The sequence below is a fragment of the Shimia sp. R11_0 genome, assembly GCF_017744035.1.
Lineage (GTDB): Bacteria > Pseudomonadota > Alphaproteobacteria > Rhodobacterales > Rhodobacteraceae > Shimia > Shimia marina.
Genome location: NZ_JAGHQY010000001.1, coordinates 777,762 through 793,666, shown reverse-complemented (window position 1 = coordinate 793,666; position 15,905 = coordinate 777,762). Strand labels below are relative to the sequence as shown.

Here is a 15,905-nt window from a genome sequence, read left to right as displayed (position 1 = left end):
GCAAAATGCAAGCGAAACCGGAAATTTTGTTACCGAAAACACCCTCCTGAAATTGCGAAAACATCACCAAACTCACCAGAGACGCCACGTGACCGGCAAGCGCGGGGCGATGCCCGTCAGCCGATGGTCAGATGCGCCAGCAATTCTGCGGCGTTTTTCACCTCAAATCGCTTCAAAAGCCGCGCCCGCACATCTTCCACCGTACGCGGAGACAGGCCCAGCTCCCGCGCGATTTCCTTACTGGTCAGCCCCCGCCCCAAACCACTCACCACCTGCCGCTGCCGCAGTGTAAGCGCAACCGAAGGGCCATCCTGAATCACTGCAAAACTCATCACCAGCTGCGCCAGCGGCTCTTCGGGTGTGCGAGTCTGCGCCCGAAACCGGCACCAGATCTGCGTCCCATCCCGACGCCGCACCATGCGCTCATCACTATAGGCATGCTCTGCCCTGAGCGGTGCCAACCCGATGTCGCGCACCCGCTCAAACTCTTCTGTTGTGTCATATAGCAAGCGAAAAGACTGCCCTATCAGCGCCTCCCGCTCATAGCCAAGCATCTGTGCAAAACTGGCGTTGCACCCTCGGATCACGCGATGCGCGGTCACAACAATGCCCACCGGCGCGGCGTCATAGGCCAACAGATCCCAGTCCATGGCTGCTCCTCTACAAACCGTAATCCTACGGTATTGATACCGTATCCCGCCGCAAGCCACTCTGTCCCCAGCCAAACTTCATTTGACCTTAAATATCCCCGCCGGAGGCACTTTCTCTCTCTACCTGCGCCACACCCGAGGTGATTTCATGCCCTTAGACACAGACAGCCTGATCGCTCGCATTGACAGCATGCGCGACGACCTGATCGCACTCACGCAGGATTTGATCCGCATCCCGACACTCAATCCGCCCGGCGAATGCTATCGCGAGATCTGTGACTATCTGGACACCCGCCTCACCCGACACGGGTTTGACACCCAGCTGATCCGCGCCCATGGCGCACCGGGAGACAGCGACAAATACCCCCGCTGGAATGTTCTGGCCCGCAAAGAAGGCCACCACGCGGGCGACTGCGTGCATTTCAACAGCCACACCGATGTGGTGGAGGTCGGCCACGGCTGGACCTGTGATCCCTTCGGTGGGGAGATTTCAGACGGCAAAATCTACGGCCGCGGGGCCTGTGACATGAAGGGCGGGCTGGCCGCCTCCATCATCGCCACCGAAGCCTTCATCGCCGAATACCCCGATTTCCACGGGGCAATCGAAATTTCTGGCACGGCAGATGAGGAAAGCGGCGGCTATGGCGGCGTTGCCTTTCTGGCGGAGCGCGGCTTCTTTGCGCCAGAGCGGGTGCAGCATGTGATCATCCCCGAACCCCTGCACAAAGACCGCATCTGCCTTGGCCATCGCGGCGGCTGGTGGGCCGAAATAGAGACCTTCGGCGAAATCGCCCATGGTTCCATGCCTTTCTTAGGCGACTGTGCTGTCCGCCACATGGGCGCGGTGCTCGACAAATTTGAAAGCGATCTCTACCCCGCCATGGCCGCCCGGCACACCGATATGCCGGTGGTGCCCGAAGGCGCGCGCCAATCCACCATGAATATCAATTCGATCCATGGCGGCCAGCCTGAGCAACCCAAGGACTACACCGGCCTGCCCGCCCATTGCGTGCCCGACAGCTGCCGCATCGTGATCGACCGCCGCTATCTGGCCGAAGAGTCCCACGCCGAAGTCTCAGGCGAAGTTGAAGGCTTGCTCAACGATCTCTCCGCCCAGCGCGAAAACTTCCGCTATGAAATGCGCGAACTCAACCACGTTGCCCCCTCCATGACAGACCGCGCCGCCCCGGTTGTCACCACCGTGGACCGCGCCATTCAGGATATTCTTGGAAAATCCCCCGACTACGTGGCCAGCCCGGGCACATACGACCAAAAACATATTGATCGCATCGGCAAGCTCAGAAACTGTATCGCCTATGGGCCTGGCATTTTGGAAATGGCACACAAACCTGACGAATACATCGGCATCGACGATATGGTCGACAGCGCCAAAGTTATGGCGCACAGCCTCACGCAGCTTTTGTTGCCTCAGGCAAATGACCCAGAAAACGGCCCAAAAGAATAACAACGAATAAAGCCATATAGTTACGGGAGTGAACACATGATGCAAAACACCTCAAGACTGGCCCTCCTCGCCAGCACAGCTCTGCTGGCCTTGCCCCTGCAGGCGCAAGCCGAACAAAGCGATATCACCGTGGCCCTGCAACTTGAGCCACCCCACCTTGATCCCACCTCTGCCGCCGCCGGCGCGATTGACAGCGTGCTTTATGCCAACGTCTTTGAGGGGCTCACCCGCTTTTCCAGCGACGGCGCGGTCATTCCGGGCCTCGCCAAAAGCTGGGAGATTTCCGAGGACGGCCTCACCTACACCTTCATGCTGAACGAGGGCGTGACCTTCCATGACGGCAGCGCCATGGACGCGGAGGATGTGAAATTCTCCCTCGACCGCGCGCGTGGCGAAGACAGCGCCAATGCGCAGAAAGCCCTCTTTGCCGGGATCACCGATGTCACCGTACTCGATCCGCTCACCGTTCAGGTCACGCTGGAGGCGCCCAACGGCAGTTTCCTCTTCAACATGGCTTGGGGCGATGCGGTGATCGTGGCGCCTGAAAGCGTTGCCAACATCAAGACCGCCCCCATCGGCACAGGCGCCTTCAAATTCGAAAACTGGGTACAGGGCGATCAGATCACGCTGTCGCGCAATGAAGCCTACTGGGGAACCCCCGCCGCACTGACGGATGTGACCTTCAAATTCATCTCTGATCCCACCGCCGCCTTTGCCGCGATGATGGCCGAAGATATTGACGCCTTTGTTGGCTTTCCCACACCCGAGGCCTTGCCACAATTTGAGGCAGACCCGCGCTTTCAGGTGATCATCGGCAGCTCAGAAGGGGAAACCATTCTCTCCACCAACAATATGATGCCACCTCTGGATGACCGACGTGTGCGCAAGGCCATCGCCCATGCGATTGACCGCTCCGCCATCATCGACGGGGCCATGTTTGGCCTTGGCACCCCGATCGGTACGCACTTTGCGCCGCACAACCCCGACTACGTCGATCTGACCAGCCTGTCGCAATATGATCCGGAGCTGTCCAAGAAACTTCTGGCCGAGGCCGGTTTTGCCGACGGCTTCACCACCACGCTGAAACTGCCGCCGCCCTCTTATGCCCGCCGTGGCGGTGAAATCATCGCCGCACAGCTGCGCGCCGTGGGCATTGAGACCGAGATTTCCAATCTGGAATGGGCCCAATGGCTGGAGCAGGTCTTTCGCGGCAAAGACTACGGCCTGACCATCGTCAGCCATACAGAGCCGTTTGACATCGGCATCTATGCTCGGCCTGACTACTACTTCCAATATAACAATCCCCAGTTCCAACAGATCATGGACACTCTCAACCGCGCCACTCTGCCCGCCGAGCGTAAAGCGCTGCTGAAAGTCGCACAGACCATCATCGCCGAGGACTATGTGAACGGCTATCTGTTCCAACTCGCCTTTCCCACCGTCGCCAAAGCGGGCATCGAGGGCCTGTGGGAGAATGCCCCCACGCAGGCCACCGACCTGACCGCAGTACGTTGGTCTGACTGATCCAAAACGCAGAGGCCCGATCTGACTCCGCTCAAAACGGGGCCTCTGCCCACTCACACAAAGTTTCTGTCCACCCGATGCTCCGCTACACCCTCAAACGCGCGCTCTCTTTAGGGCTCAGCCTGATCGTGGCCTCCCTCGTGATCTTCTTTGTGATAGAGGTGGTGCCCGGTGATCCGGCGAGTTTCATGCTGGGGCTCAACGCCCAGCCCGACACCATCGCGGCCCTGCGCGCAGAGCTGGGTCTGGATGTGCCCAAGTTTGAGCGCTACCTTACATGGGTGGGCGGGATGTTGCAGGGCGATTTTGGCCTCTCCTACACCTACCGCACCCCGGTGACAGAAATGATAGCCGACCGCATCTGGGTCTCCCTGCCACTGGCGCTCTATGCGCTCACGCTCTCCACCCTGATCGCCTTCCCCGCTGGCATCTACGCCGCCGCCCGCCGCGGCAAAGCTGGCGACATGGCCGTCATGGGCGCCACCCAGTTTGGCATCGCCGTGCCTAACTTCTGGTTTGCCATGATGCTGGTCCTGATCTTTGCCCTCAACCTGCGCTGGTTCTCTGCCGGAGGCTTTGTCGGCTGGGACAAAGGCTTTGGTGCGGCGCTGCACTCCCTCACCCTGCCCGCCATCGCGTTGGCGCTGCCGCAATCCGCCATTCTCGCCCGCGTCATGCGCTCCGCCCTTCTGGATGTGCTCAGCGAAGATTTCATGCGCACCGCCCGCGCCAAAGGCCTCTCCCGCCGTCGCGCCCTGTTGCGCCACGGGCTGCGCAACGCCATGATCCCGGTGCTCACCATCATCGGCATGCAGTTCTCCTTCCTGCTCGCAGGCGCCATCATCATCGAACAGGTCTTCTTCCTGCCCGGCCTCGGCCGCCTGATCTTCCAGTCGATCTCTGCCCGTGACCTGATTGTGGTGGAAAGCGTGGTCATGCTCCTCGTGTTTCTGGTGATCCTCGTCACCTTCCTCGTTGATCTCGCCTACGCCGCGATTGATCCCCGCCTGAGGTCCCGCACATGAGCCTGTCGCGCAATATCCTGCTTGGCGGTCTGCTCTGCCTGATCGTGGTCTGCGCCGCGCTCATGAGCTTTGTCTGGACGCCCTATGACATCACCACGATGGACATTCCCAACAAACTGCAAACGCCCAGCGCGTTGCATTGGTTTGGCACCGATCATTTCGGACGTGACATCTTTTCGATGATCATGGTGGGCGCACGCACCTCGCTCGCCGTGGCGCTGGTGGCGGTTGGCATCGGCATGGGCCTTGGCGTGCCGCTTGGCCTCTGGGCAGCCGCGCGCCAAGGCGGCTGGGCGGACGAGTTGATCATGCGCGGCAACGATCTGATCTTTGCCTTCCCCAGCCTCGTGATCGCCATCCTGATCACCGCCATCCTCGGCCCCGGCGCCATCAATGCCATCCTCGCTATCGGCATCTTCAACGTGCCGGTCTTTGCCCGCCTCACCCGCGCCGGCGCACTGCCGCTCTGGCAGCGTGATTTCATCCTCGCCGCACGCGTCGCCGGCAAGTCCCGCACCCTGATCAGCGTTGAGCACATCCTGCCCAATGTCGCCAACCTCCTGATCGTGCAGGGCACCATCCAGTTCTCCCTCGGCATTCTGGCCGAAGCTGGCCTTAGCTACGTGGGCCTTGGCGCACAGCCGCCCACGCCCTCATGGGGCCGCATGCTGGCAGATGCGCAAACCATGGTCTCCTTCGCGCCTCACCTCGCACTGATCCCCGGCCTCGCCATCATCAGCGCTGTCCTGGGCCTCAACCTCCTGGGCGACGGGCTGCGCGACTGCCTTGATCCCAAAATCCGCGTGGTGCGCACATGACCCTGCTTTCTGTGCAAAACCTTTCGCTCTCCATCGGTCCCACCCCGATCCTGAAAGACATCAGCTTCACCATCGCGCCAGGCGAAATCCTCGCTGTGACAGGCGAAAGCGGCTCCGGCAAATCCATGACAGCGCTTGCGGTGATGCAACTCCTGCCCGACTCCGCAAAGACGCAAGGCCAGATCCTGTTAAACGACACCGACCTGCTGACCCAGTCCGAGGCCAACCTCTGCACCCTGCGCGGCAATGACATAGGCATAGTGTTTCAGGAGCCGATGACCGCGCTCAACCCGCTACAGACCATCGGCACGCAGGTGGCCGAAACCATCCGCATCCACACCGGCGCGCCCAAAGCCGAGGCCAGGGCGCAAGCCGCCACCATGCTCACCCGCGCCGGCCTTCCGCAACACCGCTTCCCCCTCAGCCGCTACCCGCATGAGCTTTCCGGCGGCCAGCGTCAGCGCGTGGTCATCGCCATGGCCATCGCCCGCCGCCCGCGCCTGCTGATCGCCGATGAGCCGACCACTGCTCTGGATGTCACCACCCAAGCCCGCATCCTCGATTTGCTGAAAGATCTCGTTGCCGAGTTTGACATGGGCCTGCTGATGATCACCCACGATCTCGCCGTGGTGGCTGATATGGCCGACCGCATCGTGATCATGCGCAAAGGCGAAATTGTCGAACAAGGCGCCACCCAACAGCTGCTCTCCAATATGCAGCACCCCTATACGCGCGCGCTCTTTGAAGCCTCAGGCCACACCGTCGATCTGCCTGCGCTGCAAGGCACGCCAGCCCCGATCCTCACGGTGCAAAACGCCGTCAGGGACTACGCGCTGCCCCGCACCCAACTCTTTGCCCCCCGCGCCTTCCACCGCGCCGTCAACGATGTGTCCTTCACCATTCACCAAGGCGAACGTGTCGGGCTGGTCGGCGAATCCGGCTGCGGGAAATCGACCCTAACACGGGCCATTCTGGGGTTGGAGCCGGTGCAAAGCGGCCAGATCACCGCCTTTGACCACCCGGTCGGCGCGGGCATGCTAGCCGCGCTGCGCCTCAAAACGCAGGTGGTGTTCCAGGACCCCTACAGCAGCTTCAACCCGCGCCACCGCGTTGCCCGCATCCTGACAGAACCCTTCCATCTGGTGCAAAACCCGCCCAAAGGCGCGGCCCTGCAGAGCCTCATCGGCGATGTCCTCACCGATGTCGGCCTCGCGCCTCAGGACGCGCAAAAATACATCCACGAGTTCTCTGGCGGCCAGCGCCAGCGCATCGCCATCGCCCGTGCCCTCATCACCCGCCCCGAACTCATTATCTTTGACGAGGCGGTCTCTGCACTGGATGTCTCCATCCGCGCGCAAATTCTCGACCTGATCGCCGATCTCTCCCGCCGCCACAGCCTTGCCTATCTCTTCATCTCCCACGACCTTTCTGTGGTGCGCACCGTCACAGACCGCGTGCTGGTCATGCAAAACGGCGAAATTGTCGAAGAAGGCAAAACCGAAGCGGTCTTTACCACCCCGCAACACCCCTACACCCAAAGCCTGATCGCCGCGGCCCCTGTTTTGCCAGACTTGGTCGCACTGACTTCCAAAACCGAGACAATATATGACCCTGCCTGATCTGTTTTTTGACCCCTCCAAATGCCTCATCGGCGGCACATGGCAGCCAGCCCTGTCTGGCGACACACTGGCGCTGACCAACCCTTCAGACGGCAGCCCCCTCGCCACCATCGCACGCGGCACCAAAGCAGACATCGACGCCGCCGTGGCCGCTGCACAGGCCGCGCGCAACAGCGACTGGGGCCGCGCCACCGCTGTGGAACGCGGCCGCATCCTCACCCGCATCGGCCAGCTTGTGATGGAACACGCCGAAACCCTCGCCCGGCTTGAGGCGCAGGACGTGGGCAAACCGCTCACACAGGCGCGCAATGATGTCACCGCCCTGGCGCGCTACATGGAGTTCTACGGCGGCGCAGCCGACAAGGTGCATGGCGAAACCATCCCCTATCTGGAGGGCTACACCGTCTACACCCTGCGCGAGCCTTTTGGGGTGACCGGCCACATCGTGCCCTGGAATTACCCGATGCAGATCATTGGCCGCTCGGTCGGGGCCGCGCTCGCCATGGGCAACGCCTGTGTGCTCAAACCCGCCGAAGAGGCCTGTCTCACCGCGCTCGCCTTTGCCGATCTGGCCCAACAGGCGGGCCTGCTGGACGGCGCGCTCAATGTGGTGCCCGGACTGGGAGCCGAGGCCGGGGCCGCGCTCGCCGCCCACCCGGATGTGAACCACATATCCTTCACCGGCTCGGTGAACACCGGCCGCCTTGTGCAAACCGCCGCCGCAGAAAACGTCGTGCCCGTCACGCTAGAGCTTGGCGGCAAATCCCCGCAGCTGGTCTTTGCCGACGCAGATCTGGACGCCGCCCTGCCCTTCCTCGTGAACGCAGGCATCCAGAACGCAGGCCAAACCTGCTCGGCCTCCTCTCGCATTCTGGTGGAACGCAGCGTCTATGAAGAGGTCAAAACCCGCATGTCTGAGGCCTACAAGGCGATGCGCGCCGCCCCTGCCATGGAGGATGCCACCCTCGGCCCGCTGATCTCCGCACGGCAAAAAGACATCGTGTCAGTCTACCTCACCAAAGGCGCGGACCTGACCATCGCCGCCCAGGGCGAAATCGCCACCGACGCCCCCGGCCACTACGTCCCGCCCACGCTTTTTGCCGATGTGCCCCCCGATCACAGCCTCGCACAGGAGGAAATCTTCGGCCCGGTGCAGGTGCTCATCCCCTTTGACACCGAAGAAGAGGCGCTCGCCATCGCCAACAGCACCAAATATGGCCTTGTGGCCTCGGTCTGGTCCCAGAACGGCGCGCGCCAGATGCGTCTCGCCAAACAGCTCAACGCCGGTCAGGTCTTCCTCAACAACTACGGCGCAGGCGGCGGGGTCGAGCTGCCCTTCGGCGGCACGGGCCACTCCGGCCACGGCCGCGAAAAAGGCTTTGAAGCCCTGTTCCACTTCTCCCAACTCAAAACCGTGGCCGCTCTGCACGGCTAGGCTTCTCATTCTTCAAATATCCCCGCCGGAGGCTCCCGCGGGGGCAACAAGGAGCAAAGACATGCGTCTTGCAAACAAAACAGCCATCATCACTGGCGGCGCGCAGGGCTTTGGCGCGGGCATCGTCGACAAATTCCTCACTGAGGGCGCAAAAGTGCTGGTGGCAGATATCAACGGCGCGACTGCCGCCACCAAAGCCGCCGAGCATACAAACGCCACCCCCTGCACCGTGGATGTGGCCGATGCCAGCAGCGTGCGGGGCATGATCGACTCAGCACTTGGCGCTTGGGGCCAGATCGACATTCTGGTGAACAACGCCGGCGTCACCCATCTGCCCGCCCCAATGGAAACCGTCACGGAGAGCGATTTTGACCGCGTCTTTGCTGTGAACTGCAAATCCATCTACCTGCTCGCACAGGCGCTTGTGCCACATATGAAATCCCGTTCCGCAGGCGCAATCCTCAACATCTCCTCCACCGCAGGCCTATCCCCGCGCCCCAACCTCAACTGGTACAACGCCTCCAAAGGCTGGGTGAACACCGCCACCAAAGCCATGGCCGTCGAACTTGCGCCCCACGGCATCCGCGTCAACGCACTCAACCCGGTGGCGGGCGAAACCCCGCTCCTGAAATCCTTCATGGGAGAGGACACCCCGGAGGTGCGCGCCAAATTCCTCGCCACCATCCCGCTGGGCCGTTTCTCCCAGCCCGAAGACATGGGCAACGCCGCCGCCTTTCTCTGCTCTGATGAGGCCTCCATGATCACCGGCACATTGATGGAGGTCGATGGCGGACGCTGCATCTAAATCGCCCATTTTGAAGGCATACCGCCCCTAACAGCCCCAAATACGGGCAAATACCCTCCTCTTAGGCCCACACAGCCCCCCTACCGCTCTGGCCCCGCGCCGCACTGCAGCGCTACCAACAGGCGATCTACCGCCAGCGGAGCCAGTGTCAGCCGTGACCGCCAAGCTTACCATCCTCATTGTCGAACCCGACAAAACCCGCGCGGATGCCATCATCGACAGCCTCGTGGCCACCGGAGATCACCACATCCGCGTGCTCGCGGAATCCACCGGGCTCGCCCGCTCTGTGGCCGAACTCAACCCCGATCTTGTGCTGGTCGATGTCGCCAACCCTAGCCGTGACGCCATTGATGCGTTGGCGCTGGCCTCCTCCCCACTGGAGCGCCCGGTCGCCATGTTTGTGGACCGCTCAGATGACGGGCTGACCAAGGCCGCGATTGAGGCGGGCGTCTCCGCCTATGTGGTGGATGGCATGCATCCGGATCGGGTCAAACCTGTGCTCGATGCGGCCATCGCCCGCTTTCACATGTTCGCCCGCATGCGCAATGAACTGGCCGCCACCAAACGCGCCCTCGAAGAGCGCAAGATCATCGACCGTGCCAAAGGCATCCTGATGCGCGCCCGCAACCTCTCAGAGGATGAGGCCTATGCGCTCATCCGCAAAACCGCCATGGGACAGGGCAAAAAGATCGCCGATGTCGCACAGGCGCTGGTCACTGCCTCGGAACTGCTGTCATGAGAACCCTGCCCCTTGCCGTTGGCTTTATGCCGCTTGTGGATGCCGCCCCGCTGGTCATCGCCCATGAGTTGGGCTTTGCCGAAGAAGAGGGCCTCGCTCTGCATCTGCAAAGTGCGCCAAGCTGGTCCACCCTGCGTGACCGGCTGGTGCTGGGACAGATCGAAGCCGCCCATATGCTCGCCCCTGTGCCCGTGGCCATGGCCCTTGGGCTGGGCGGCGTGCCCACGCAACTGGATGCACTCTGTGTGCTCTCGGTGAATGGCAACGCCATCGGCATTTCCAACGCCCTGGCGGATGAAATCGCGGCCAAAGCCCCGCTGCCCGGTTTTCTGGATGCCACCGCCACAGGACAGGCGCTGGCCAATCTGGACCGCACCCTGCGTGTGGGCGTGCCCTTTCCCTTCTCCATGCATGCCGAGCTGCTGCACTATTGGTTGGCCAGCTCCGGCCTCAACACGCCTGAAACGCTGGACATGCGCATCATCCCGCCCCCCCTGATGGCCGAAGCCATTGCCGCCGATGAAATCGACGCCTTCTGTGTTGGCGAGCCATGGGGCAGCATCACCGTGGAGCAGGGCGGTGGTCAGCTTCTGGTCGCCAGCGCCGCCATCTGGAACTTCACCCCGGAAAAAGTACTGGCCGTGCGCCGCGACTGGGCACAGGCCGAAGATGACCTCACCGGCCGCCTGATCCGTGCGGTCTGGAAAGCCGGGCGCTGGCTGTCTGATCCGTCCAAACGCTCCACCGCCTCTGACATTCTCGGCTGGCCGGAATATCTGGATGTCTCCCCGGACATTCTGGAACGCGCGCTCAGCGGACAAATGCTGACACAGGCGCGCGGCACATTGACCACCGTGCCTCGGATGCTGGAATTCTTCGACAGCGCGGCCACCTTCCCCTGGCGCAGTCAAGCTGCCTGGATCGGCACCCGCATGGCCGCCCGCTTTGGACTGGACCGGGTGCAATCCGCTCAAACCGCGTCCAAGGTCTTTCGCAGCGATCTCTACCGCCGCCATCTGGCGAATCTGGGGGCCGTGATGCCCCTGGCTTCGGAAAAATGCGAAGGGGCACTGGATGCGCCCACAGTGCAGAAAGCCACCAACGGCACATTGGTTCTGGGCCCAGATCGATTCTTTGATGGGCGTATTTTCGACCCAGCCCATCCAGAGTGATGAAAAAATATGCAGTCGCAGAAAATGACGCGGCGGCGCAGCGTGATTCACCAAATCTTACTTGAGTGACCCCCATCGGGTTTTCCAAGATGACCTCAAGGTGAAGCAAGGACGCTTCACGCCTCCCTCCCCGAATGACCGGGGAACTTTCTGAGCAAAGCCGCTCGACCCCGCTGGATCTCCCTTCCGGTGTGTGTCGCGCGGCTTTTTTATTTTTACGCCCTTCCTCCATCCACCGGGCACAACACAGGGACTGCAATATGAAACGCATTGCTTCGATCCTGGCAGCCACGACCGTCTTCGTGACCCCTGCCATGGCAGAATTGGAACTGGAAAAAGACGAGCTTACCTTCGGCTTCATCAAACTGACCGACATGGCGCCACTGGCCGTGGCCTATGAGCAGGGATATTTTGATGACGAAGGTCTCTTCGTAACCCTCGAAGCACAGGCAAACTGGAAAGTCCTGCTGGACGGTGTGATTGATGGCCAACTGGACGGCGCGCACATGCTCGCCGGTCAACCGCTGGCCGCCACCATCGGCTACGGCACCGAGGCCCATATCATCACGCCTTTCTCCATGGATCTGAACGGCAACGGCATCACCGTTTCCAACCAGATCTGGGAAGAAATGAAACCGCATGTGCCGCTGATGGAGGATGGACGCCCACAACATCCAATCTCCGCCGCCTCGTTGAAGCCGGTGGTTGAGAAATACACCTCTGAAGGCAAGCCATTTAACATGGGCATGGTCTTCCCTGTCTCCACCCACAACTACGAACTGCGTTACTGGCTGGCTGCTGGTGGTCTGGAGCCAGGCTTCTATTCTCCTGAGAACATCTCTGGTCAGATCGGCGCAGACGTCCTGCTCTCCGTGACGCCTCCGCCACAGATGCCCGCCACCATGGAAGCTGGCACCATCTATGGCTACTGCGTGGGCGAGCCTTGGAACCAACAGGCCGTGTTCAAAGGCATCGGCGTGCCAGTGATCACCGACTATGAACTCTGGAAGAACAACCCGGAGAAAGTCTTCGGTCTGAACGCCGAGTTTGCCGAGAAATATCCAAACACCACATTGGCGGTGACCAAAGCCCTGATCCGCGCTGCCATGTGGCTGGATGAAAATGACAACGCCAACCGCGAGGAAGCCGTGCGCATTCTCAGCCAGCCGGAATATGTCGGCGCGGATTACGACGTGATCGCCAACTCCATGACCGGCACCTTTGAATATGAAAAGGGGGACAAACGCGAGGTTCCAGACTTCAACGTGTTCTTCCGCTACAACGCGACCTACCCTTTCTATTCCGACGCGGTCTGGTACCTGACCCAGATGCGCCGCTGGGGCCAGATTGCGGAGGCCAAGCCAGACAGCTGGTATGACGAGGTGGCCAAATCGGTCTACAAACCTGCGATCTACCTCGAAGCCGCCCGTCTGCTGGTGGACGAAGGTCTTGCAAACGAAGCGGACTTCCCATGGGACAGCGATGGCTACAAAGCGCCCACGCCGGCGGAAGACATCATTGATGGCATTCCCTACGACGGTCGCACCCCCAACGCCTATCTTGAAAGCCTGCCCATCGGCCTGAAAGGCGATCAACGCGTCGTAGGCACTGAAGTACAGGGGTAAGCCTCGGCCCGTTTTGAACACTCCCCGTGGGAGGGCGGGTGGGGCGAGCTTGCCACACTGGCAAGCAGCGTCCCTGCCCTCCCACACCATCTCTCAAATCGCAGCAACGCCCGCCGCGTTAAGACCCCCACGGCCGTCAAAAAAACACCGCCGCCCTACGGACGAAAAACCGACGCAATACCGACGCGCCATTTCACCGTTAACCTTTCTCCCAAACGCGCAACAGCGCTCCCAGAGCCCCAAAGCCACGGACAGATCCATGACCACAATCGACCCCCAAAACTTGGTAGATGAAGAGCGCGAAGCCCGCCGCGCGCGCCTCTTCACCCGCATCAACAAGGCCGACGCCTGGTTTCAGGTTCTCGGCCTCAGCTTCATCACCCCCATTCTGAAAGCCGCCGCAGGCGACAACCCCAAAGCGCAAGCCACTGAAATATGGCGCCTTTTAGGGGTACCTCTCCTCGCCATCTGTGTTTTCCTGATGCTCTGGGCCAACCTCGCGCCCAAGGTACAAACCTCGCTTGGTGCCATTCCCGGCCCGAAAGAAGTCTGGTCCGAAGCTGTACTTCTGCATGAGGACGCGCAGGCAAAGGCGGCTAAAGAGGCAAAATTCTACGAGCGGGTTGAAGCCCGCAACCAGAAGTTCATCGAAAAAGGCCAGCCCGAAAAAGTCAAAGATATCAAATACACAGGCAGCCCCAGCTATTACAATCAGATCTGGACTTCGATCAAAACGGTCTTCTTTGGCTTCCTGATCGGCGCCATCGTTGCCATCCCTCTGGGCATCATGGCTGGCCTATCTCCCTATGCCAATGCCGCGATCAACCCGCTGATCCAGATCTTCAAACCGGTCTCGCCGCTGGCATGGCTCCCCATCGTCACCATGGTGGTCTCCGCCACCTACACCGTTGAAGATGGTCTGTTCTCCAAGAGCTTCCTGACTTCCGCGATCACCGTAACCCTTTGTTCTCTCTGGCCGACTCTGATCAACACCTCACTCGGCGTGGCCTCCATCGACAAGGATCTGGTGAATGTTTCCAAAGTTCTGAAGATGAACACATGGACCAAGATCACCAAGCTGGTGCTGCCGTCCGCTCTGCCACTGATCTTCACCGGCCTGCGCCTGAGCCTCGGTGTTGGCTGGATGGTTCTAATCGCCGCTGAGATGCTGGCGCAGAACCCAGGCCTTGGCAAATTTGTCTGGGATGAATTCCAAAACGGCTCCTCCAGCTCACTCGCCAAGATCATGGTCGCGGTCTTCACCATCGGCATCATCGGCTTCCTGCTCGACCGCCTGATGTATGCAATCCAATCGCTCTTCACCTTCAGCGCAAACCGGTGATCCCCATGAGTGTTCTGAAATTTGACAATGTCTCCAAGAGCTTCGGCGAAGGCACCGCCAAAACCGACGTTCTGAAAAACATCAATCTCGAAGTTGAGGAGGGCGAGTTCCTCGTGCTCCTCGGCTTCTCCGGCACCGGGAAAACCACACTGATCAACCTCATGGCGGGCCTTGAAACACCCTCCGCTGGCAGCGTGACTTTCAAGGATCAACCGATCTCAGGCCCTGGCCCTGAGCGTGGAGTGATCTTCCAAAGCTACTCTCTGATGCCCTGGCTCACGGTCAATGGCAATGTGCGCCTCGCGCTCGACAGTGTGTTTCCCAATATGCCGAAGGCCGAAAAAGAAGAGAAGGTGGACCACTATATCAAAATGGTTGGCCTCTCTCACGCCGCCGGCCGCCGCCCGGCCGAACTCTCCGGCGGTATGCGACAACGTGTGAATGTTGCCCGTGCGCTGGCCATGAACCCTGAGGTTTTACTTCTGGATGAACCGCTTAGCGCATTGGACGCCCTCACGCGTGCCAATCTGGCCGATGAGATTGAAGCCATCTGGTCCGCAGAAAAAAAGACCTGTGTGCTGATCACCAATGACGTGGATGAGGCCATCATCCTCGCCGACCGCATCATTGCCCTCAACCCCGACGGCACTTTGGGGGAAGAGTTCAAAGTGGATATCCCACGCCGCCGCGACCGGATGGAAATGAACCATCACGACGGCTTCAAAAAACTGCGGGCCAAGGTCACCAAATATCTGATGGACGTGGGCATCGCGGCAAAAGCGGAAGGCACCAAAGTCTTGCCAGACGTGACCCCGATCCACGGTGTGCCTGCGGCGGTCAAAGATGCGCAGAAAGGCATGATCGATCACAACTTCCTTGACTTCTCCAAGCTGCATAAAATCTATCCGACCCCCAAAGGCCCCCTAACCGTGGTGGAAGATTTTGACCTTAAAATTCAACGCGGTGAGTTCATTTCCCTGATTGGCCACTCCGGCTGTGGCAAGTCCACCGTGCTGACCATGGCCGCTGGTCTGAACGCCATTTCCAAAGGCGGTATCCGTCTGGATGGCCGCCATGTAGAAGGCGCAGATCCAGAACGCGCTGTGGTGTTCCAATCCCCCAACCTCTTCCCTTGGCTTTCCGCCAAAGAGAACGTCGCGATTGGTGTGGATAAAGTCTATCCCAAAGCCAGCCAGGGCGAACGTCAGGACGTGGTAGAATACTATCTGGAGCGTGTTGGCCTCGCGGATGCCATGGATCGACCAGCGCATTCTATGTCCAACGGAATGAAGCAACGTGTCGGCATCGCCCGCGCCTTTGCTCTCTCCCCCAAACTGCTGCTCTTGGATGAGCCTTTCGGGATGCTTGACAGCCTCACCCGCTGGGAGCTGCAAGAGGTGCTGATGGAAGTCTGGGACCGCACCAAGGTGACCGCCATCTGCGTGACCCATGATGTGGACGAAGCCATCCTGCTAGCGGATCGCGTGGTGATGATGACCAACGGTCCACAGGCCACAATCGGTAAGATCGTCGATGTGGATCTGCCCCGCCCACGCACCCGTCAGGCCTTACTCGAGCATCCAGATTATTACCGGTATCGCCAAGACGTGCTTGATTTCCTTGAGGAATATGAACACGGCGCCAAGCCAAAACCCAAAGCCGCCAAAGCCATCGCTGCGGAGTGAA

The 15,905-nt window shown here is 60.6% G+C and carries 13 protein-coding genes; 12 read left to right on the top strand and 1 reads right to left on the bottom strand.

What is annotated here, in order from left to right; genetic code table 11:
- Window positions 1-116 precede the first annotated feature (116 nt).
- Window positions 117-650 carry a PAS and helix-turn-helix domain-containing protein gene (locus J7382_RS03635; protein WP_209067210.1) on the bottom strand — a complete coding sequence of 178 codons (534 nt, stop codon included), beginning with the start codon at window positions 648-650 and terminating at the stop codon, window positions 117-119.
- Between the two features lie 148 nt (window positions 651-798).
- Between J7382_RS03635 and J7382_RS03630 the strand changes: the two genes are divergently transcribed.
- From J7382_RS03630 to J7382_RS03575, 12 genes are all read left to right on the top strand, one after another.
- A complete protein-coding gene (locus tag J7382_RS03630; protein ID WP_209067208.1) occupies window positions 799-2,115 on the top strand; it encodes an acetylornithine deacetylase/succinyl-diaminopimelate desuccinylase family protein in 1,317 nt (438 codons plus the stop codon).
- A gap of 36 nt (window positions 2,116-2,151) precedes the next feature.
- Window positions 2,152-3,639, top strand: coding sequence for an ABC transporter substrate-binding protein (locus J7382_RS03625; RefSeq protein WP_247744793.1), 1,488 nt, complete (start codon window positions 2,152-2,154; stop codon window positions 3,637-3,639).
- 77 nt (window positions 3,640-3,716) lie between these two features.
- A complete protein-coding gene (locus J7382_RS03620) occupies window positions 3,717-4,664 on the top strand; it encodes an ABC transporter permease (RefSeq protein WP_209067205.1) in 948 nt (315 codons plus the stop codon).
- Window positions 4,665-4,666: 2 nt separating this feature from the next.
- On the top strand, window positions 4,667-5,482 hold the full coding sequence (locus tag J7382_RS03615) for an ABC transporter permease (RefSeq protein ID WP_209067589.1): 816 nt from the start codon (window positions 4,667-4,669) through the stop codon (window positions 5,480-5,482).
- Window positions 5,479-7,101 carry an ABC transporter ATP-binding protein gene (locus tag J7382_RS03610; RefSeq protein ID WP_209067203.1) on the top strand — a complete coding sequence of 541 codons (1,623 nt, stop codon included), beginning with the start codon at window positions 5,479-5,481 and terminating at the stop codon, window positions 7,099-7,101. The genes J7382_RS03615 and J7382_RS03610 overlap by 4 nt, the downstream gene beginning before the upstream one ends.
- Window positions 7,088-8,536: an aldehyde dehydrogenase family protein gene (locus tag J7382_RS03605; protein WP_209067200.1), complete on the top strand. Its 1,449-nt coding sequence runs from the start codon at window positions 7,088-7,090 to the stop codon at window positions 8,534-8,536. Before J7382_RS03610 ends, J7382_RS03605 begins: the two co-directional genes overlap by 14 nt.
- Window positions 8,537-8,597: 61 nt before the next feature.
- Window positions 8,598-9,341, top strand: coding sequence for an SDR family oxidoreductase (locus tag J7382_RS03600; RefSeq protein WP_209067197.1), 744 nt, complete (start codon window positions 8,598-8,600; stop codon window positions 9,339-9,341).
- Between the two features lie 154 nt (window positions 9,342-9,495).
- The gene (locus tag J7382_RS03595) at window positions 9,496-10,080 is read left to right on the top strand and encodes an ANTAR domain-containing protein (protein WP_058241205.1); all 585 of its coding nucleotides are present in this window, start codon (window positions 9,496-9,498) and stop codon (window positions 10,078-10,080) included.
- Complete coding sequence (locus tag J7382_RS03590) at window positions 10,077-11,252, top strand: ABC transporter substrate-binding protein (RefSeq protein ID WP_209067195.1); 1,176 nt, start codon at window positions 10,077-10,079, stop codon at window positions 11,250-11,252. The genes J7382_RS03595 and J7382_RS03590 overlap by 4 nt, the downstream gene beginning before the upstream one ends.
- A 260-nt stretch (window positions 11,253-11,512) precedes the next feature.
- Window positions 11,513-12,877, top strand: coding sequence for a CmpA/NrtA family ABC transporter substrate-binding protein (locus J7382_RS03585; protein ID WP_058241151.1), 1,365 nt, complete (start codon window positions 11,513-11,515; stop codon window positions 12,875-12,877).
- 259 nt (window positions 12,878-13,136) lie between these two features.
- Complete coding sequence (locus tag J7382_RS03580; protein WP_209067193.1) at window positions 13,137-14,219, top strand: ABC transporter permease; 1,083 nt, start codon at window positions 13,137-13,139, stop codon at window positions 14,217-14,219.
- Between the two features lie 5 nt (window positions 14,220-14,224).
- Entirely contained in the window at window positions 14,225-15,904 is a 1,680-nt protein-coding gene (locus J7382_RS03575) for a nitrate ABC transporter ATP-binding protein (protein ID WP_209067190.1), read from the top strand.
- Window position 15,905: the final 1 nt, after the last annotated feature.